The organism is Methylobacterium sp. WL119 (assembly GCF_008039875.1).
Lineage (GTDB): Bacteria > Pseudomonadota > Alphaproteobacteria > Rhizobiales > Beijerinckiaceae > Methylobacterium.
Window position 1 is genome coordinate 1 of the sequence record NZ_VRUU01000053.1, and the last position, 19,929, is coordinate 19,929.

Annotated in this window: 15 protein-coding genes and 4 pseudogenes; 11 read left to right on the forward strand and 8 right to left on the reverse strand. The window is 67.4% G+C overall.

Annotated elements, in window-relative coordinates; all coding sequences use genetic code 11:
• Both FV227_RS17990 and FV227_RS17995 read right to left on the reverse strand, forming a co-directional pair.
• Positions 1–850 (reverse strand): putative sulfate exporter family transporter (locus FV227_RS17990; protein WP_147859600.1); only part of this gene is annotated, 850 nt, incomplete at its 3' end.
• A 147-nt stretch (positions 851–997) separates the two neighbouring features.
• Positions 998–1,636: a 2,3-bisphosphoglycerate-dependent phosphoglycerate mutase gene (locus FV227_RS17995; RefSeq protein ID WP_147853046.1), complete on the reverse strand. Its 639-nt coding sequence runs from the start codon at positions 1,634–1,636 to the stop codon at positions 998–1,000.
• A 194-nt stretch (positions 1,637–1,830) separates the two neighbouring features.
• Between FV227_RS17995 and FV227_RS18000 the strand changes: the two are divergent.
• Together FV227_RS18000 and FV227_RS29935 are read left to right on the forward strand one after the other, a co-directional pair.
• Positions 1,831–1,923: pseudogene (locus tag FV227_RS18000) on the forward strand (ATP-binding protein); the annotation flags it as partial.
• Positions 1,923–2,159: pseudogene (locus tag FV227_RS29935) on the forward strand (hypothetical protein); the annotation flags it as partial. The pseudogenes FV227_RS18000 and FV227_RS29935, both read left to right, overlap by 1 nt.
• On the opposite strand, the gene FV227_RS18010 reads toward FV227_RS29935, so the two are convergent.
• The gene (locus FV227_RS18010) at positions 2,113–2,667 is read right to left on the reverse strand and encodes a metallophosphoesterase (protein ID WP_147853045.1); all 555 of its coding nucleotides are present in this window, start codon (positions 2,665–2,667) and stop codon (positions 2,113–2,115) included. The pseudogene FV227_RS29935 and the gene FV227_RS18010 overlap by 47 nt on opposite strands.
• A 397-nt stretch (positions 2,668–3,064) precedes the next feature.
• Positions 3,065–3,439 (reverse strand): response regulator, encoded by a 375-nt coding sequence (locus FV227_RS18015; RefSeq protein ID WP_147853044.1) that lies wholly within the window; start codon positions 3,437–3,439, stop codon positions 3,065–3,067.
• A 259-nt stretch (positions 3,440–3,698) separates the two neighbouring features.
• Here FV227_RS18015 and FV227_RS18020 point away from each other — a divergent pair, with 259 nt between their 5' ends.
• The 9 genes from FV227_RS18020 (at position 3,699) to FV227_RS18060 (ending at position 15,069) form a co-directional block, all read left to right on the forward strand.
• Positions 3,699–4,109: a response regulator gene (locus FV227_RS18020; protein WP_187274864.1), complete on the forward strand. Its 411-nt coding sequence runs from the start codon at positions 3,699–3,701 to the stop codon at positions 4,107–4,109.
• A gap of 118 nt (positions 4,110–4,227) precedes the next feature.
• Positions 4,228–7,047: a PAS domain-containing protein gene (locus FV227_RS18025; RefSeq protein ID WP_246686479.1), complete on the forward strand. Its 2,820-nt coding sequence runs from the start codon at positions 4,228–4,230 to the stop codon at positions 7,045–7,047.
• Positions 7,048–7,254: 207 nt separating this feature from the next.
• A complete protein-coding gene (locus FV227_RS18030) occupies positions 7,255–8,430 on the forward strand; it encodes a hypothetical protein (protein ID WP_147853042.1) in 1,176 nt (391 codons plus the stop codon).
• 5 nt (positions 8,431–8,435) lie between these two features.
• Positions 8,436–9,257, forward strand: a complete 822-nt coding sequence (locus tag FV227_RS18035) for a mechanosensitive ion channel domain-containing protein (protein WP_246686480.1) — start codon at positions 8,436–8,438, stop codon at positions 9,255–9,257.
• A gap of 83 nt (positions 9,258–9,340) precedes the next feature.
• Positions 9,341–10,327: a mechanosensitive ion channel domain-containing protein gene (locus FV227_RS18040; RefSeq protein ID WP_147853040.1), complete on the forward strand. Its 987-nt coding sequence runs from the start codon at positions 9,341–9,343 to the stop codon at positions 10,325–10,327.
• A gap of 324 nt (positions 10,328–10,651) precedes the next feature.
• Complete coding sequence (locus FV227_RS18045) at positions 10,652–11,791, forward strand: PAS domain-containing sensor histidine kinase (RefSeq protein ID WP_147859601.1); 1,140 nt, start codon at positions 10,652–10,654, stop codon at positions 11,789–11,791.
• The gene (locus tag FV227_RS18050) at positions 11,775–12,200 is read left to right on the forward strand and encodes a response regulator (RefSeq protein ID WP_147709580.1); all 426 of its coding nucleotides are present in this window, start codon (positions 11,775–11,777) and stop codon (positions 12,198–12,200) included. The genes FV227_RS18045 and FV227_RS18050 overlap by 17 nt, the downstream gene beginning before the upstream one ends.
• Before the next feature lie 14 nt (positions 12,201–12,214).
• The gene (locus FV227_RS18055) at positions 12,215–13,363 is read left to right on the forward strand and encodes a hybrid sensor histidine kinase/response regulator (RefSeq protein WP_147853038.1); all 1,149 of its coding nucleotides are present in this window, start codon (positions 12,215–12,217) and stop codon (positions 13,361–13,363) included.
• A complete protein-coding gene (locus tag FV227_RS18060) occupies positions 13,354–15,069 on the forward strand; it encodes a sensor histidine kinase (RefSeq protein WP_147853037.1) in 1,716 nt (571 codons plus the stop codon). The genes FV227_RS18055 and FV227_RS18060 overlap by 10 nt, the downstream gene beginning before the upstream one ends.
• 156 nt (positions 15,070–15,225) lie before the next feature.
• On the opposite strand, the gene selB is transcribed toward FV227_RS18060, so the two are convergent.
• The 4 genes and pseudogenes from selB to FV227_RS29940 form a co-directional block, all read right to left on the reverse strand.
• Positions 15,226–17,145 carry a selenocysteine-specific translation elongation factor gene (gene selB / locus FV227_RS18065; protein ID WP_147853036.1) on the reverse strand — a complete coding sequence of 640 codons (1,920 nt, stop codon included), beginning with the start codon at positions 17,143–17,145 and terminating at the stop codon, positions 15,226–15,228.
• 69 nt (positions 17,146–17,214) lie between these two features.
• Positions 17,215–18,756 (reverse strand): annotated as a pseudogene (locus FV227_RS18070) (ABC transporter substrate-binding protein).
• Between the two features lie 147 nt (positions 18,757–18,903).
• Positions 18,904–19,374 carry a MarR family transcriptional regulator gene (locus FV227_RS18080; RefSeq protein ID WP_147853034.1) on the reverse strand — a complete coding sequence of 157 codons (471 nt, stop codon included), beginning with the start codon at positions 19,372–19,374 and terminating at the stop codon, positions 18,904–18,906.
• A gap of 218 nt (positions 19,375–19,592) precedes the next feature.
• A pseudogene (locus FV227_RS29940) lies at positions 19,593–19,902 on the reverse strand (SDR family NAD(P)-dependent oxidoreductase); the annotation flags it as partial.
• Between the last annotated feature and the right edge of the window lie 27 nt (positions 19,903–19,929).

Consider the following 19,929-nt stretch of genomic DNA (forward strand, 5'->3'; position numbering starts at 1 on the left):
ACGGCACCAGGCGGTGGATCGCGAGGCCGCCGCGGGCCGGGCGGTCGCCCGCGGTGACGCCGGGGGCGGCCTCGTCGGTCTCCTCGCGCAGCCGGCTTGCGCCGAGCGAGAGCACCAGGACGACCGGCCCTAGCATCAGCACCCGGACGAGCTTCACCAGGGTTCCGACCTGGACGCTGAGCGCCGCGACCGGCGCGGTGGCGGCGAGGACCTGCGGCACGGCGTAGACGGTGAGGCCGGCAAGCACGCCGTACTGCATCGGCGACAGACCGAGCAGCGGCACCAGCAGCGGCAGGCCGAGCACCACCAGTACACCCAGCACCGCGGTGAAGGCGATGGAGGCGGCGACGTCCTCGCCGTCGGCGCCGATCACCGGTGCCGTGGCCGCGATCGCCGAGTTGCCGCAGATCGAGTTCCCACAGGCCACGAGGATCGCCATGCGCGGATGCAGCCCGAGCGCTCGGCCGATGCCGTAACTCGACAGGATCGCCACGACGACGACGCCCGCGATGCCGAAGAGCAGGCCCGGTCCGGCGGCGAGGATCGTCGCGATGCTGAGCGACGCGCCGAGTAGTACGACCGCGATCTCCAGCACGGTCTTGGCCCCGAAGGCGATGCCGGGAAAGAAACGCTGCGACGGGGTCCAGGCGGTGCGGATCGCGCTCCCGAGCAGGATCGCGAGCACCAAGGCTTCGAGCCAGGCACGACCGAACAGGTGCGCCTCGGCGGCTTCGAAGCCGACCGCTGCGGCGGTGACCGCCACGCAGAGGCCCAGTCCCGGAAGGATGGCTCTCGTTCCGGCCAAGGCACGCGTCGAACGAGAGTGGGAGAAAAGTCTGGGCGCGGACATGGATGGCTCCAATGTGATGCCGGAGGATCCCAGGTCCCGTTCATTCACTCCAACGGAATGATTAGATGCTTTTCATCACTGAAATCGATGAAATGAGGACCCCCTCAGAGTTTGCGGAGACGCATTGTGGGGGGCCGACAGGCGGATTCACCCGTCGATCCAGCGGGCCGTGATCGTCGTGTCCGCAGCAAGATCATAGATCTTGACGGAGCCCGTCGCGAGTTCGAGGTGCTCGACCTCCGCGGGGCTCAGGTCTTCAAGCGCCATAACAAGCGCCCGCAGGCAATTGCCGTGGGCGACGACGAGCACGTCCCCGCACATGACCGCCGGCAGGATGGTTCGGAGGTAGCATGGCACGATGCGGGCGACGGTATCGCGAAGGCTCTCACCGTTCGGCGGCGCCTCGGCGTAGGAGCGGCGCCAGGTCTCGATCCGCTCCGCCCCCCAGCGCGCATCGGCGGTGATCTTGTCGAGCCCGCTGAGGTCGCCGTAGTCTCGCTCGTCGAGCGCGGCGAAGCGTTGGGGGACCAATCCGGGTTGCCCGAGCGCATCGAGAATAAGCCGGCCGCTCACGACGGCCCGCGTCAGCGTCGAGGTGAAGGCTGCGGAAAAGCGCCAGCTGCGCTCGGCCAAACGCCTCCCGGCTGCCTCGGCTTCCATCCGGCCCTGCTCGGTCAAGGGCGAGTCCAGCAATCCCGTGAACAGGCCGGATCGGTTGGCTACGCTCTGGCCATGCCGGACCAGCACGAGACGTCGCGCAACCGGGGCTTTGTAATCGTGAATCACGCTGTCTCCCGAGGCAGAGCACTTTCGTGCCGGTCGCATCGCCTCTGATGATGTCGGCATCCGACTTCAACGAACTTCGAACATACGGTGGGTTGGACCGTCCATCCGAAGTCGGCGGGTCATCCTAGGTCCGCTTAAGAACGTCTTGCGACTGAAAGCAGCCAAGCTGCTTCCCACCCAACCCGGTCGTAGAGCGGACGCGCGGCCAGCTCCTGTTCCACCTCATCAGCAAGCTCTACGAGACCACCTCGATCGTGGTCACCACCAACCTCGCCTTCGGGGAATGGACCGGGTCGTCGATGTTTGCGAGGAGTTGGTGAGGTTCACGCTCCTGACCCGGGAGCGGGCCGAACATCTCGTCGACCGGTACTCCGAGCGCAAGGAGCGCGAGCCCGAGCGCCTGAAGGCCGTGGCCGCCGACATCGGGTTCGTGAAGCGACCATCGTGCCCCGACCGGAGCGGGCACCGACGCATCGTCAGCATGACGAGGCGATGGCAGGGGACGCCGCCATCCTCGCCATAATCTCCCCCAGCGTCACGGGACGCCATTCCCAGCAGTCGACGCCGACGTCAAGGCTCGTCCGGTTGGCCGGAATGCCACCGTGGGAGTGCCCGTAGACGTGGAGATCGCCGTGCCAGGCATTAGGCCACGTCACGTGCGCATAGTGGCTGGCCCAAAGGGCGACGCGTTCGGGCATTCCCGGGTCCTGGACGTAGATCCTTTGGACGTCGACGATGGGGCTGGCCCATTCGAGACGCTCGCCGAGCCCGATGTCGTGGTTGCCCCGGATTAGGTGGATGCGGCCGTGCAGGCGCGCCTGTATGGAGGCGGCGTAACCCAGGCCGCACTTGTAGGCGAAGTCGCCAAGGTGCCAGACGATGTCGTCCGGTCGGACCGCCTTGTTCCAGGCGGCGACCAGGGCTTCGTCATGGGCCTCGATGGTCTCGAAGGGGCGCGGCCGAGGCATGCGTGGACTGAGCATGCTCTTGTGCCCGAAATGGGTGTCGGCGCAGAAAAGTGTCCTTGGCAATATAGCCTCCGAAATGACGGAGGCCTTCTCGCTTCGCGCGGCGCTCCGGGGTCAGGGTCGTGGGCGAAAGTCCCTGGCTTTCATCGGTCGAGCGCTCCTGATGTGACGTGTCGATCGCATCGCCCTCGTCTCTCCCGCAAGTGGAGGACGAACCGGATCCACTACGAAAGGCCGTCCGTTGCCGCCTTCGGCGCGAGAACTCCTCTCGTCCAGGCGGCTCCCATCACTGGCGGACTTCGGACGCGGCGGCCTGCACGTGGTGCGGCCGGTCATGGTTAAGGAATCCTTGATTCCGGAAGTGGGCAAGGGGAAGCGCATCCCGCGTCCCGCTTCCCTCGGAGTCGAGATCGTCCGTGCCAACGAGCACGGCCAACCACTCTCGTCGACCGGCCGACAGTCAGACAGCGTCCTGGATCGCGTCGACGACCTGGTCCGCACTGTAGGGCTTGGGCAAGAACAGACCGTGGTCTGGGATTTCCCCGTCGGAGAAGCGCTGGCGCCCTGACGTCACGACGAGGCGGATGTCTGGCCAGGCGTCGTGGACGCGTCCGGCCAGGGTCACCCCGCACATGGAGCCCGGCATGTCGACGTCGGTGAATAGCGCACCGATATCCGACCGCTCGTGGAGGATGAACCACGCCTCGTCGGCATGGCGCGCCTCGACGATGGCAAAGCCCGCATCCTCCAACATCTCGACGGCGCAAAGGCGCACGAGGTCGTCGTCCTCGACGACGAGGACGGCCGAGGCTTCCATGGAGCGCTTCGTCATCATGGGAACGCAACAAATGTTAAGTCGATAGGTTGCCGGCTTCGACCGCTTCGCCTGAAAGGTCCTGGCCGATGTGATCAGCGTTGGTGCAGGAAAACGACCTTTGTCATGGTCCGCGGTACCGTAGGGATGAACCCTGCCGATCCCCGCTCGTGATTTACGCATCGGATCGAGGTTTTGGTCCACGCGATGGTGAGCAGACAACGCCAAATCAAACTTATGTTATGAGGCAACCTCTGCGGCGAAGCGGCCTTTGATGTCGATGACCCTGCCTGGCCTTTCCGCTGCCCCCTTCGCCCTTGTGGTCGACGACGATGCCCTCATCCTGATGGAAGCAGCCGACATCCTGAAGGATGCGGGCTTCGTGGTACTTGAGGCGATGAACGTGGCGCAGGCAATCAAGGTGCTCGACGAGCACCATGGCAAGGTGCATCTGCTGTTCACCGACGTGCAGATGCCCGGTCAGGGCGACGGTTTCGAACTGGCTCGCCGGACCGCCGAGTTGTGGCCGCACATCGCCATCGTCGTTGCGTCCGGCGATATACGGCCCGCACACGGTGACCTGCCGGATGGGGCAACGTTCATCCCAAAGCCCTTCAGTCCCTCGGTGGTCAGGCACCACATTCGCAAGACGATGCCCTCGGAGAAACACCCCGAGGCACTTAAGAAGTAGCAGTGGTCTTGGGCCAGCGCCGAGAACCACCACCTGCGGGGGGCAGCACTCTGGTTGCAACGCTACCGGACGATCCGGCCATCGTCGCCCGAAGTCGTTCTTAAACCTTGAAATACCATTGTACGGCGAGGCGTTTAACGGCAGACCGCATCTGTCTCGGCGTCCGGCCGAGAGCGCATCGGGAGTCGGTTGGAGGGCTATGGCGGGAGGAAGCAAACACCTCGATGGACCCCGCCGGGACGAACTGGCGAGCTACGACATCCTCGACACGCCCGCCGAGTCCGAGTTCGACGACATCGTGAAGGTCGCGTCGGATGTCTGCGGCATGCCGGTGTCGTTGATCTCACTCCTCGACGGCGACCGCCAATGGTTCAAGGCTGAGACCGGCTTCGGGCGGAGCGAAACGCCCTTGTCCCAGTCGATCTGCGCCTACGCCGTTCAGCAAGACGACGTCTTCGAGATCGAGGATCTGACCCAAGACGCACGTACCTCGGCCAATCCGCTGGTGACCGGCGGCCCCGGGGTACGCTTCTACGCGGGCGCCCCGCTGAGGACGCCCAATGGCGTCGCCCTAGGCGCGCTCTGCGTCCTCGACACCAAGCCGAACAAGCTCACGCCGGCGCAGGCGTTCGTGCTGCGGACGCTGGCGAACCAAGTCGTCACGACCCTGGAGCTACGCCGGTCGCTCCGGCTCCGTAAGGAGAGCGACCGCCGCAATAAGGCCATCCTGGAGAGCGCGGTCGACTACGCCATCGTCTCCCTGGACTTGGAGGGCATGGTGACCAGTTGGTCGCCCGGCGCGGAACGCATCCTTGGTTGGAACGAGGACGAGATGCGCGGGAAGCCGGCGCACGTGTTCTTCACCGAAGAGGATGTCGCCACCGGCATTCCCGAACAGGAGATGGCCTCGGCCCTGCTGCACGGTCGCGGGACCGACGAGCGTTGGCACCTCAGGAAGGACGGCAGCCTGTTCTGGGCCAACGGCGAGATGATGCCGCTTCGAGACGAGGACGGTCGGCACGAGGGCTTCCTCAAGATCCTTCGCGACAGGACGACCCAACGGGACGCCGCCGCCAAGGAACAGGCGGACGCCGCATTCATGCGTGGCGTGCTGTCCTCGTCGGCCGACTGCATCAAGGTGCTCGATCCCGGCGCCAGGCTGACCTTCATGAACGAGGGCGGCCTCGCGGTCATGGAGGCCGACGACTTCAACCAGGTCAGGGGCTGCGATTGGACCGGGTTCTGGCACGGGCAGGCTAGGATCGATGCCCAGGCGGCGTTCTGGGCGGCGCTTTCCGGCGGCACCGGCCATTTCCAGGCGCCCGCCGACACCCTCAAGGGCACGCCGAAGTGGTGGGACGTGCAGGTTACACCGATCCGAGGCGCGGACGGTCAGCCCGAGCGGCTGCTGGTGGTCTCCCGCGACATCACCCGGCAACGGGCTTCCGAACAGCTGATCCTCGACAGCGAAAAGCGCTGGCGCGGCCTCTTCGAGGGCATGCACGAAGGGTTCTTCAGCGGTGAGATCATCCGCGACCATCAGGGCCGACCGTTCGATTACCGCTTCGTGGAGATCAACCCGGCCTTCGCCGCACAGTCCGGTCTACCCGTTGAGACCGTGGGCCGTACGGTTCGCGAGGTCATCCCAGGCATTCCCGACTGGGTGATCGAGACCTACGCACGTGTGGTGGACACCGGTCTGTCCGAGATCTTCGACATCACGGTTCCCGAGCTTGGACGCGTGTTCGAAGTCCGGGCCTACCGCGAGACGGAACGACGTTTCGCCGCGATGTTCATCGACGTCTCCGAGCGCAAACGAACCGACGCCAGGCGCGCGGCCCTCGCCGAGTTGGGGGACCGGCTGCGCAACACGAACGATCCGGCCGAGATCGCACGCATGGCGTCCGAGATCCTCGGTCGGACGCTGGGCCTGTCCCACGCCGGATACGGGGCGGTCGACCATGACGCGGAGACCATCCTCGTCGACCAGGGATGGTCGGCACCGGGTCTGCCGGGCATCGGCGGCGTGCATGGCTTCCGGGACTACGGCTCGTACATCGAGAGCCTGAAGAACGGCCATGTCGTCGTCATCGACGATGTCGGCGGCGACCCCCGGACCGCCTCGGACGCCGGCGCCCTCGCGGCCATCCACGTGCGTTCCCTGCTCAACCTGCCGCTCATGGAACATGGGCGGTTCGTGGCCCTGCTCTATGCCCTCAAGGATGTTCCGTACGCCTGGACGCCGGAGGAGATCAGCTTCGCCAACAATATCGCCGACCGGACCCGTGCGGCCCTGGCGCGGATCGAGGCGGAGGAACGGCAGCGGACGCTGAACCTGGAACTCAGCCATCGCATGAAGAACATGCTGGCGATGGTCCAATCGATCGCGACGCAGACCATGCGCACGGCGACCGACGTGGACGCGGCCAGGGAGGTCCTCGCCGGTCGGCTGATCGCCCTAAGCAAGTCCCACGATCTCCTGCTCGGGGGAGCGGTCGGGTCTGCCCCTATCGAGACCCTGATCGAGAGCGCCTTGCAGACGCACAGGGACAATCCGGGACGGTTCATCCTTGCAGGGCCTACCTTCACCGTCGGGTCGAAGGCCGCGATGTCGCTGTCCCTGATACTGCACGAACTCGCGACCAACGCGGCCAAGTACGGCGCCCTCTCGACGGCGAAAGGCAAGGTCGCGGTCGAGTGGACGCTGCGCGAGAACGGCGGCGAGCCGCACTGCGCCCTCCGATGGTCGGAGCAAGATGGTCCCGTCGTCACGGCGCCGACACGGACCGGCTTCGGCTCGCGGCTGATCGGGCGTGGACTTGCCGGCAACTTCGGCGGCGAGGTGGATCTCTCCTATCCGGCGACGGGCGTCGTGTGCACCATCGACGCTCCCCTCAGGGGCCTGCAGGCCGAGGATACGCCTGCCGCTGGCCACTAGCCGCCAGGATCATGCGCCGGGATCGCCCCCGTACCGGCCCTCGTTCCTCCGCGGTCCGCCACTCGATCATAGCGGGGATGCGCGTGGGTCGCGTCGGCGCTGGGAGCCGGCAATGCCTGCTTCGTGACCGGTGGATGCGGCCCGGCACGGCAACGAACCTAGGCGGTTCACGTTGTCGACCACCCTGGATTGGAATGCCGCGCGCCGATGTCGGAGACTGAAGGCCCCGCGTTCCTGATCCCCCTTGAAGATGCAAAGACGCCACCGGTACCCCGGGAGGAACTCGCCCGGCGCTACCTCGGTCGGTTGATCGCCCTGTTCCACCGCGAGAAGTCCGAGCCCTTCATCGCCGACGACAAGCTGCACCGTGCGACGCTGAAGCGTCTCGACGAGGTCGTAGCTCCCCCCGCTTGCGGGCCGGTCCTCGCCGAGATCGGGGCCACCGTCGGCAGGTGGCTGGATCGCCAGCCCGGCGGGTCGCACATCCTGACCGTGGTGCTGCCGTCCTGCGAGGAGAACGCGGTCATCGAGACCTGGGCATCGGAGGCGGGGCATCAGGTCCTTGCGCCGCCTTCGCGGCAATCGCTCGCCGCCGCCGAGAAACCCATCCTGCCGGACATGGCCGGTTCGGGCATCCTGGTTGTCCCCAGGCTGGAGGACTGGTTCCTGCGGCATCGGGATGGCCTTCGCGCCGTGCGCGCGCTCCTTGCGGCCATCGACGGACTCGACCGACCGGTTGTCGTCGGCTGCAACGCCTGGGCCTGGGCATACCTCGCCAAGGCGACCGGCGCCGACGCCCTCCTGCCCGACGCCGTGACGATCAAGCCGTTCGACGCCGTCCGGCTGCATAGCTGGTTCGTTCAGCTCTCGACCTCCGAGGCCACCGGGGCGATGCGGTTCCGCCTGCCGGCCGATGGCAAGGACGTGCTCGCCGTCGACGAGGCGGGCGCGCCGCGAAACGACTACCTGCGCAAGCTGGCCGGGCGAAGCCTCGGCATACCCTGGGTCGCCTGGCACCTCTGGCGGCGTAGCCTTCGGACGGGCGACAACGCCGACATCGCCGACGACGCGAGGGCCGCGATCTCGGACGGCGAGGCCAGCGAGCAGACACTGTGGGTGGCCGCCCTCGACGAGTACCTGTTGCCGGGTTCGGACGACGGGGCCGCCCTCCATGCCCTGCACGCTTTGCTGATCCACGGACCGCTGACCCGTGAGGAAATGCTCCTCGTCCTGCCGGGCGTCGGGGAACCGAACGTCCTCCCCGTCCTGCTCAGGGCCGGGTTCCTGGAGCGCAAGGGCGACCGGTTCGGCTGCCGGGCGGCGGCCTACCCGGCGATCCGGGATGGCCTCGAAGCGGCGGGCTTTCCCGCGGGACGGGTTTGAACGCCATGGCCACCGCACAGGACGTACAGGACGGGGGCGTGCAGCTCGTCCACAGCCTCCAGGACATCCGGTTCTGGGAGATCGGGCTCATCGTCGTCGGCACCTGGGCGGCGATCTGGCTGGTGCGCAGCACCTTTCCCTACCTCGCCGAACGCGGCCCGAGCCGCCTGAGGCTCTACCTCCTGGCGGCCGTGCCCATCGCGCGATTGCTCCTGATGGTGCTCGCCATCGTCTGGATCGTGCCCATCGTCTTCAACATCACCCTGCAGAACTTCCTGGTCATCGCCGGCGCGGCCAGCGTCGCCATCGGCTTCGCCTTCAAGGATTACGTCAGCAGCCTAATCGCCGGGGTGGTGGCCCTGGTCGAGCGGCCGTATCGCCCAGGGGACTGGGTCAAGGTCGGCTCCGACTATGGCGAGGTGCGAAACGTCGGACTGCGCGCGATCCTGCTCCAGACGCCCGACGACAACGCAGTGACCGTCCCGCACTCGACGATCTGGACCGACCGGATCACCAACGCGAACGACGGCGCCGAGACCCTGCAGTGCGTCGCCGACTTCTACCTGCTGCCCCGGCACGACGGCGCCCTCGTTCGCGCGCTGCTGAAGGACGTGGCGCTGACCAGCCCGTTCCTGAACTACGGCAAATCGGTCCGGGTGGTGCTGCATGAGGAGCCCTGGGGCACGCACTACAAGCTGCGCGCCTACCCGTTCGACATGCGTGACCAGTTCGCCTTCGTCAGCGACCTGACCGTACGCGGCAAGCTCGCCATCGCCGACGCCGGCGCCATGGAGGCGGTCGCGCTGACGCCGTCTCCCACAATCTGACCGAGCGGCGTCGAGCGCGGCTTCGGGGCTGACCATTCCGACCCGGACGCATTCCCGTCCAGGTCCACACGAAGGATCAATGCGTGCATTTTCTCGGGATCGATTGGGTCGGCGTGAATGCCGAGAACGGGCGAAAGCTCCTGCTTTCCCTGATCTTCATCGCGGTGATCGTCGGGGGCGGGATCGGCCTTCGGGCGCTGGTCGGGCTAGTCCTGAACCGGACCGACCATTCCACGCTCCAGACCAAGTTCTGGACGCGCCAGGGCATCAGCCTCCTCGCGGCGGTGTTGCTGGTCCTCGGCCTGCTCTCGATCTGGTTCAACGACCCCGCCCGCCTCGCCACCGCCTTCGGCCTGATGTCCGCCGGACTCGCTTTCGCGCTTCAGCAGGTCGTCACCTCGGTGGCCGGCTACTTCGTGATCCTGCGCGGCTCCACCTTCACGGTGGGTGACCGCATCACCATGGGCGGCGTGCGCGGAGACGTGCTCCGCCTCGGTTTCATCCAGACCACGATCATGGAGATGGGCCAGCCGCCGGCGGTGCAGGGCAGCAGCCCGGCCATGTGGGTGCGCAGCCGCCAGTTCACCGGCCGCATCGTCACGGTGAGCAACGCGCAGATCTTCTCCGAGCCGGTGTTCAACTACACGCGCGACTTCCCGTTCATCTGGGAGGAGATGTCCATTCCCATCACCTACGAGGCCGACCGGGCGAGGGTCGAGGCGATCATGCTCGCTGCGGCAAGGCGGCATGCCCTGGACACGAACGCCATGACCGCCGAGGCCAAGACGAACCTGCAGGAACGCTTCGGGGTCGAGCCCATCGACCTGGAGCCGCGCGTCTTTTTCCGGATCACCGACAACTGGCTGGAGCTGACCGTCCGCTTCATCCTCGGCACCCACCAGATCCGAGGCGCCAAGGACGCCATGAGCCGCGAGATGCTGGTGGGCCTCGACGCCGCGGGCATCGGCATCGCCTCGGCCACCTACGACATCGTCGGGCTGCCCCCCGTCGAGCTCGCCGGCCGGCGACGCGCCGGACGGACCGCCGCCACCCCGGAGGTTGCGGAATGACGAACCCAAGGGCGCATGCGTCGCCGAGGCCCTCCCCGGGCGATCCGGTCCCGGTCTGGGCCCCCGACACTCGGCGTTTCCGTCACATGGCTGGAGGGGCGCTCGCGTTATCGAACCTGCCGCAGCCAGGACGGACTTTGTCCGCCGCCTGGGGCACCGGGCCGGCCGAGACAGGCGCGGTCATCGTGTGATGGGATCCTCCGGTGGATCCCTTGATGCGGATCACCGACGCGGGTGGACAAGGGCGCCGAGGACGCGAAAAGACGTGCCCTACACGTTCGACCGCGAGCGGACGCCGGTGAGCCACCAAACAAGGGAAACGCCATGACAGACGCCGTGGCGCCGACGCCGACCGCTCCGGACGCGTCCGACTTCCGCAACCTCGCCGACACCCTGCCCCAGATGGCTTGGATCGCGGACGCGAACGGCGACATCTTCTGGTACAATCAGCGTTGGTACGATTACACGGGCACGACCATCGATTCCATGAAGGGCTGGGGCTGGAAGGCCGTCCACCATCCCGACCATGTCGAACGGGTCGTCGAGCGGATCTCACACGCCTTCAAGGTCGGCGAGCCCTGGAAAGACACCTTTCCCCTGCGTAGCGCCACCGGCGAGTACCGCTGGTTCCTCTCGCTCGCCAACCCCTTTCGCGATGCGGAGGGGCGCGTCATCCGCTGGTACGGGACCAACACGGACATCACCGACCGCAAGCGCATGGAGGGACGGCTCGCCCGTCATGCGGTCGACCTGCGACGAACCAACGAGGAACTGGAGCAGTTCGCCTACGTCGCCTCGCACGACCTCAAGGCGCCGCTCCGCGGCATCGAGAACCTCGTCGGCTGGATTGAGGAGGATCTCGAAGGCGCGCTGACCGGCGACGTCCAGACCAACATGGATCTCCTGAAGAGCCGGGTCCGGCGCCTGGAGAGCCTGCTCGACGACCTGCTGGCCTATTCGCGGGCCGGCCGCGCGGACGTCGCCTTCGCGCCGGTCGACACCAAGGCCCTCGTCGAGGAACTCGCCGTGCTGGTGAGCCCACCCGACGGGTTCGAGATCGTCGCCGCCGACGACCTACCGACGCTGAACGCGGCGAAGGCGCCGCTGACCCAGGCGATCCAGAACCTGGTCGGCAACGCGATCAAGCACCACGACCATCCGGGCGACGGTCGCGTCCGCGTCGATGCGCACCCGATGGGCGATATGGTAGAGTTCGTGGTCACGGACGACGGTGCCGGCATCCCGGAGCAGTTCCGCGAGCGCGTATTCGGCATGTTCCAGACCCTGAGGCCCCGCGACGAGGTCGAGGGCAGCGGCATGGGTCTCGCCATCGTCAGGAAACTCGTCGAGCGCCAGGGTGGCAAGGTCTGGCTGACCGAAGGTCGGGAAGGGCGCGGCCTCTCGGTGCATTTCACGTGGCCGCGGGACGGCACGAAGGGGGGGACTGATGGGTTCGACGGTTAACCTGCTGCTGGTCGACGACGACGAGGTCGACGTTCAAGGGCTGAAGCGTGCCTTCAAGAAGAGCAAGATCGGCAACCCGATCACCGTCGCCCGCGACGGCATCGAGGCGCTGGAGTTCCTGCGCGGCCAGAACGGCAAGGAGAAGCTGCCGAAGCCCCACCTCATCCTCCTCGACCTCAACATGCCGCGCATGAACGGCATCGAGTTCCTAGAGGAGATCCGGGCCGACGAAGACCTGCGCACCGCGGTGGTGTTCATGATCACCACCTCGAAGGCCGACGAGGACCGCATGCGGGCCTACGGGCACAACGTGGCCGGCTACATCGTCAAGCGCGATCCGGCCAACACCTTCATGGAGGCGGTCTCCATGCTGGAGCACTTCTGGAAGGTGGTCGAGTTTCCGCAATAGGGCTCGGCACCATCGTGGAAGCCCCCACCCGCATCCTGCTGATCGACGACGACGCCGTCGACCGGAGCTCCGTGCGCCGCGCCCTGAAGAAGTCGGGGCTGAAGCACGACCTGACCGAGGCGCCCGACGGCACGACCGGCTTGCGCCTGGCGCGGGAGGATGCGTTCGACTGCATCCTCCTCGACTACCGCCTACCGGACGTCGACACCTTCGACCTGCTGGCCTCCCTCCTCGCCCTCCCGGGCGAGGGTCACGCCGTGCTGATGCTGACGGGCGAGGCGGACGAGGACCTCGCGTTCCGGTTGATGCGGGCCGGCGCCCTCGACTACCTCGCCAAGGCGGAGGCGACCCCGTCGAGCCTCGCCCGGGCGATCCGCTACGCAGAAGCCCGCCGCGGCTTCCAGGCGAAGCTCGACGAAGCTAGGCGCGAGGCCGAGGCGAAGTCGCTGGAGCTCGACACCCTCAACCGGCAGAAGACCCTGCTGTTCTCGATCATCGCTCACGACCTGCGCAATCCGTTCCAGTCGCTGCTCGGACTGTCGGAGGTCCTGGGGAAGGCGGTGGCGACGCGGGACCACGCCTCCATCGAGCGCCGGGCCAAGGGCATCAACGACGCCGCGACGCAGGCCTACGCGCTGCTGGAGAGCCTATTCTCCTGGGCGAGCCTGCAGATGGACACGATGGCGGTGACGATTACCGACGTCGCCGTCGGCACGGTGGGGGCGGAAGTGATGCAGGGCGCCGCCGAGGCGGCTGCCGACAAGGGTCTGACCCTGGCCATCGACTGCCAGGGGGCCATCGTGCGCGCGCAGCGCGACATGCTGGCCACGGTGCTGCGCAACCTCGTCAGCAACGCGGTCAAGTTCACGCTGCCGGGAGGGACGATCACGGTTGCCGGCCGGCGGACCGGGAGCGGCGTCGAGATCACGGTCTCCGATACTGGCGTCGGCATGCCTGCTGGTAAGGTGGCCGACCTATTCCGGCTCGACCGACGCAGCACGACGAACGGCACGGCGGGCGAGCGCGGGAGCGGGCTGGGCCTCCTGCTCTGCCGCGACCTCGTGGAGCGGCAAGGCGGTGAACTGACCGTTACGAGTTCCCCGGACCAGGGCACCACCTTCCGCTTCACTCTTCCGGAAGCGGCCGGCGCCCCATGTCCCTGACTACCCGTATCCTGATCCTTGTCATGCTCGCCCTGGCCCCCGCGCTCGCCATCCAGGGCTACAACGAGCACGCCCTACGCTCGTCGCGCGACGAGATCGTGCGTGCCGATACGATGGCAACGGCCCGCACCGTCGCGGAGGACCTTTCGCAGGTCGCGGAGATGGCGCGGCAAGCTCTGAACTTCATCGCGCAGGACCCAGCGGTCCGAACGCTGGAGCCCTCGGGGTGCACCGAGTACCTGCGTCGGGCGGTACGCGACAACCCGCAGTTCGCGGTGCTGGCCCTGACCCGGCCGGACGGGACCGTCGTGTGCAACAGCCTCGGGTCCGCGCCCGGCTCCTACGCTGTGCCCGAGCGGGTGTATCAGCGCCGCGCCGTCGCCGAGGGTGCGTTCGTGATGGGCACCTACGCCCGCGGCAATGCCTCGCGCAGGAATTCACTGCATTTCGCTCAAGCCCTGCCAGACGCAGCCGGCCGGACGGTGGGAGTGCTCGCCGTCGCCGTCGACCTCGGCTGGCTCGACGGCTACCTCAGGCGCAACCTGAGACTGCCCAGTACCTCCGTGACGGTGGCGGACCAGGACGGGATCATCCTGGTCCGCTATCCGGATGGGGATGAATGGGTCGGGAAGCCGGTGCCGCCGGATCGGCAGCGCATCGTGATGAGCCGTGGCGAGGGTGTCCGCGTCGACTTGGGCATCGACGGGCGCGAACGCATCCTCGCCAACGCCAAGCCCGGTGGGGCGGCTTCGTCCGCATGGGTCACGGTCGGCCGGGACCGCGATGTCGCCTTCGCGGACGTGGACGCCGCCACCCGCAGGGGCGTGGTGCTGATCGCGCTGGGTGCGATTTTGGCCGTGGCCGCCGCGTTCCTGGCGGGACGCGCCTTCATTCGCCGCCCCTTCGACCGCCTGCTCCGGACGGCATCGAAATGGCAGGCCGGAGATCTTGCGGCCCGGACAGGGTTGGACGGCGCCGACGAGTTCGGTCGGCTCGGCAGCAAGCTCGACGCGATGGCCGGAAGCCTCCAGCGCAACGAGGCCGACCTTCGCGACGAGGTCCGCAACGGTCGCGCGATGCAGGAACGGCAGGTGACGATGCTGCATGAGCTCAACCATCGCGTGAAGAACACCCTCGCCACGGTCCAGGCCCTGGCACGGCAATCGACGCGCGGCGGCGATGCACCCGGGGAGAGGCTGGAGGCACGCATCCTCGCCCTGTCGAAGACCCATGACCTCCTGACGCGGGACGACTGGTCGGGCGCTCCCCTTCGGGCGGTGCTGGAGAACGAGCTGGGCCCCTATCGCGGCGGCGACGCGACCTTCGTCGTGGACGGTCCCGACGTGGACCTTCCGCCGCGCCATGTGCTGTCCCTCGGGATGACGCTCCACGAGCTGGCCACCAACGCCGCCAAGCACGGCGCGCTGTCCGTTCCCGGAGGCGAGGTTCGGATCGCATGGTCGGTCATAGCCGACGCTGGCAAAGGCCGTCGGCTCCTCCTGGAGTGGCGGGAGACCGGCGGCCCGCCGACCGTTCCGCCGACGCGTCGGGGCTTCGGCACGCGGCTGATCGCAGTCAGCGTCGAGCGCGAACTCGATGGGGAGATCGACCTCGATTTCGCCGAGACGGGCCTCCGCGTTGCCTTGGATGTCCCGTTGACTGCGCTTGGGGCCGCTCACTTGAGCCCACTTGCCACCACGCATTGAGGGACGAGCAGTCAGCGACATCGAAAGGATTGGACTTCGGCCGGAGGCGAAAGATGCCCCTCGGACGCCATGCCCCGGCATACGTCGAGATCACCTTGGCTCATGCCGCGGATCGCCCAAACGACTCTCGATCTGTCACCCAGGCAGGGACGACAGCTAAGATTTGTTTGGTGTGAACGCCTCTTGTCGAACGCGGCGCCCCTCAGCGACACGCATCGTCAGACCCTGCGCATCGAAGTATTCCAGGATCGGCATCGTGATGTTCCGCCCGATCCCGGTTGCTTCGCGAAACTGCCCAACGGTGAGTAGCGCTTCAGGATGTGCGCCGGCCACCGCCCGGGCGTGATCCACCAATTCGAGCAGGACGCTGGGCAGGATGTAATAGTGCTTCGAGATACGCTGCAGCCAGCCGATGCGGCCGAGCCGATCCAGAAAGCCACGCAAGATGTCCGGCTCACTGCCCACGCGCTGCGCGAGTTCGGCCAAGCGCGGCTGATCGAGCCCGGCCTCCTTTAAAATCGCGCGTATCTCCTCGTGAAGTACCGCATCCTCGGGACTGAGGCGGACGACGTGCCCCGGGCGATGATGGTAGCTGCCGCGACGCGCGACCGTACCGTCGCGGACCAGCGCGTCGAGAATGACCGGCAAAACCCTGCGGTCTTGAAGGAGAATGCCTGCCGCGACTTCCTCCGGGGACAGCCCCGGATTGTCGGGCTCGGTCCGATGCGTGTCGTCGAGCACCGCGAGGACGGCACCGCGGATGCCGTTCATGCGCGCGCCTGAGAAACCGAGCGGACCGCGGGGCGTCTCCACCACCATGACGCCGAGGGTGTCTGCAAGGGCAGACATGGCCGCCGCCGGAACGTTGCGTGACCGCGCGAAGTGAACGAGATCCACCTCTACCGGGCTGGCTTCGAGCAGGCCGTCGAGCGCGTGCCCATCGTCGGCTTGGTCGAGGGCCTGAACGATCGCCTGCCGCTCTTCCGACCAAGCTCCGCGTCGCGGACTGTCGATGTCGACGATTGTGCCTCCGCCCAGGGTGCGCGAGGCGGAGATGTCGCGGAGGATGAAGCGGTCGCCGTAAAGCGCCCCAAGTCCCGCATCGAGGGCGATCAGAGCTCTGGCCGACCCGCCAGGCTCGATGACGACGCCCTCCGCGAGGAGTACCCGCCCGGTGACCAAGCCAGCGCCGTGGTGCACCTGGACGGGCGTGCGATGGCGGAGAGCCCGTTTTTCACCGGGCAGCAGGCGCAGCGTCACGTCGAGACGCAGGGTCGGCCCAAGCAGCGCCGGTGCGAGGATCCAGTCCCCGCGATGGATGTCCCCCTTCGACAGGCGGGGGCCAACGATATTCAGGGCGCAGCGCTGCCCGGCGCCGGCCTCATCGGTCACGAGGTCCTCGGCACGGATGCCCCGCACCCGCACCTCCTGTCCGCCCGGGGAGGCCAGCAGGCGGTCGCCAACGCGCACGGTGCCGGCATGTACGGCCCCGGTGACCACGATGCCGGCCCCCGAGATCGTAAAGGAGCGGTCGACCGCCAGACGGAAGCCCCTTGCCGTCGGTCGGACCACGGCGGGCGTGGCCGCAGCGGAGTCCAGCAGGCCCGCGAGCTCGGGGATGCCGGCACCGGACAACGACGAACAGGCGACGATGGGTGCATTGGCGAGGCCGGTCCCGGTCAACGCCGTGCGGATCTCGGCGCGAACCGTCGCGAGACGCGTCGGGTCCACCTTGTCGCTCTTGGTGACCGCCACGATCCCATGTCCGAGGCCGAGCAGGTCAAGGATGGCGATGTGCTCACGGGTCTGGGGCATGACGCCGTCGTCGGCCGCCACGACGAGGAGGGCGAACGCGACGCCGGTCGCCCCTGCCACCATCGTGCGCACCAGGCGCTCATGGCCGGGCACGTCCACGAAGCCGAGAGTGCAATCACCCCGACGCGCGTAGGCGAACCCGAGATCCAAGGTGATGCCGCGGGCCTTCTCTTCCGGCAGCCGGTCGGCGTCGACGCCGGTGAGCGCCTTCACCAGCGTCGTCTTGCCGTGGTCGATATGACCCGCCGTCACGACGATCATGGCTTGGCGACTTCGTGCTGGAGCCCGGGGTGGCCGGCGCGGAACGGTCCGCGCCGGCCGGAAGCGACCTCAACCCTTGATGCGGGTTTCGGCCAGTTCGGACATGCAGGTGTCGTAGGCGACGAAGTCCACGCGGTTCGAGACCGCGAAGAGTGTGAAGGGCGAGAACAGGAACAAGGCCTTCGCCTCGTCCTGAATGTACCGCTCCACCTCGCGCACCACGCCCTCCTGCTGCGGCTCCTTCGCCGTGTGCAGCAGTTTCTCGTAGAGGGCGTCGAACCTCGGATCCTCCGGACCCTGTCTCAGGGTCGCGTCCTTTCCGAAGAACTCGCGGTGCACGCAGGCCACCGGGTATTGCGGCGTCCAGTCGAAGTACCACTCGATCTTGACGTCGAAGTCGGCCGGCGGCTCGTCCTTGGCGCTGACGAACCGGGCAGACAGCCCGACTCTTGCGAGGCAGGCGCCGACGGCATCGACGACGCCCTTCCAGGCCGGAGAGGCGACGAACACGATCTCGCGCCCCGACAAGCCCGCAGCGTCGAGGGCGGCGCGTGCCGCCACCGGATCGTGCGGGATCGGCTTCATAACCGGATCCGCGCCGTAGCGGCCGGGCTGGATGAAGGCCGGGATCACCGTGCCGTAGCCGTGCGCACCCTCGTCGAGCACGAACTGGCGGTCGATGGCCAGGTTCAGTGCCCGGCGGGCTTCCGGGTTTCGCCAGGGCGAGTCGGGCCGGTTCTCGTTGAAGACGCCCGTGAGGATCGCCTTGGCCTTCTTTGTCTGGACCTTGCCATGCTCGCTTGCCGGGAAGGCCTTGGCCTCATCCGGTGTCAGGTCGAACACGACGTCGACCTGGCCGTCGCCGACAGCGACCGACTTGATGCCCTCGTCCTTGCCGATGACGTTGTCGTAGACGATCCGGACCGTCGGCCTGCGAGCCGAGTTCCAGTACGTCGGGTTGGGCTCCATGACCACGCGGTCGGAGCGGCTATCGATGAGCGAGACGCCCTCGGTGAGCACAAACGGGCCAGTCCCCCACGGACCAGGCGCGTCGATCACTCACCAATGGCCTTCTGCCGACCCCGTCTTTGGGTCAACGAAGCCCCACTCGTTCCAGAACCGTGTCGAAGGCAGGTGCATGCCGCGCAGCTTCATCAGCGCCGCGGAGTCGCCGCCAGGGAAGCGCATCCGGACGGTGCGGTCGTCGACCGCCTCGCAAGTCACGTCCCGGGCGAAGTTGAGGAAGGCGCCAGGCGGGTGCGGGTTGGTCCATTCCTGGACCTTGTCGAACCCGAGCTTGAACATCGAAGCGTTGAAGGGTTCGCCGTCCTGGTAGACCGCGTCCCGCATCTTGAGTTCGAGGGTCTCGCCATCGAGCCAGCGCCAGCTCTCGGCGAGGCTCGGCTGGCCGATGCCGTCGTGGTCGACGCGGTTGGCTTCTTCCATCGTGTTCCAGGTGATGGAAAGCCAGTTCACCGGGGACGGGTCGACCACCGTCACCGTGTTGTGGGGTCCCCAGGGCTGGCCGCCCCCGGGATCCCCGGTCGCTTGCGCGTCCATGTATCCTCCTCGTGTTTGACCCGCATGGCGTGCGGGCATCGTCCGGCTCATCGCGAGCCGACAGGATGGAAGGCGCCCGCAGTTGCGCAGGGCCCTCGATTTATTCGCCTGGGCCGCCGGCCAAGCCGCCGTTGAACCCTCGCGTTTCAGTTCGTCCCCGCGGGGAGCCTCGTCCGCACGTCTGCGTGCGGGGCATCCTCAGCCCGGCTCGTCGCCCTGGGCCATGCCCGCTGCGGCGACGCGGTCGGCGAGATCCTTCAACTCCTGGCGTAGGTCGGCGAGTTCGCGGTCGCCGAGGCCGGTGCGACAGACCACGGCCTGCTGCGCCGTCGCGACTTGGTCCTCCAGCAACCGGCCCGCCTCCGTCAGGGCGACGAGGACGATGCGCCGGTCCACCGCGCGGGTCCGGGTGACGAAGCCCGCCGCCTCCAGCCGGTCGACCAGGGGCGTGATCGCGCTGGATGTGAGTTGCAGCCGGGCGGCCAAGTCGTGCACCGCCGTCACGCCGTCCTGCCAGAGCGCCAGCATGACGAGGTACTGCGGGTAGGTGAGCCCTAGCTCGCCCAGCAACGGCCGGTAGGCGCGCACGACCGAGTTCGTCGCGGCATAGAGGGCGAAGCAAAGCTGGTCGTCCAGCCGCAGGCGAGTTTGCTTCGTCGATGTCGACACTGACCGCTGCTCCGTTCAGACCTCAATCATTCACGCGTGAACGATGTTGTCAACGGGACGTATCCTGCGCAATGGGAAACGCGGCGCACAGGCCTGTCTTTCCTGCTCTCTGAGCGTCCGCATTCGCGAGAAATCGACCGAAAGCGGACCGGCGCGTATCCTGAAGAGTTTCTGGCGCCGCGAGGCGTACGAAAGTCGTGGAAGAACAAACCCGCGGATGGCAGGAGCAGCGCCCGCCGCCCCGCCTTCTCGATCCAGGCCTGCACCGCTTCCGCGTCCGCCTGCTCCTCAGGTAGGTAAGAGATGGCCACGTCTGCCCCTCGCGGGCGAAGGCGATGGCGACCGCGCGCCCGATGCCGCTGTCGCCGCCGGTGATCAGTGCCGCCTTGCCGTCGAGCTTGCCCGAACCCTTGTAGCTCTCCTCGCCGTGATCGGGCTCGGGCGCCATCTGCCGGTCTTGCCGGGAAAGCCCTGGGGCTACGCCTCGAACGGCGGCCGGGGGTACTTGTGCAGGGGATCGGTCGTCATGCGTGTCTCCGAAGGGAATGCCGACCC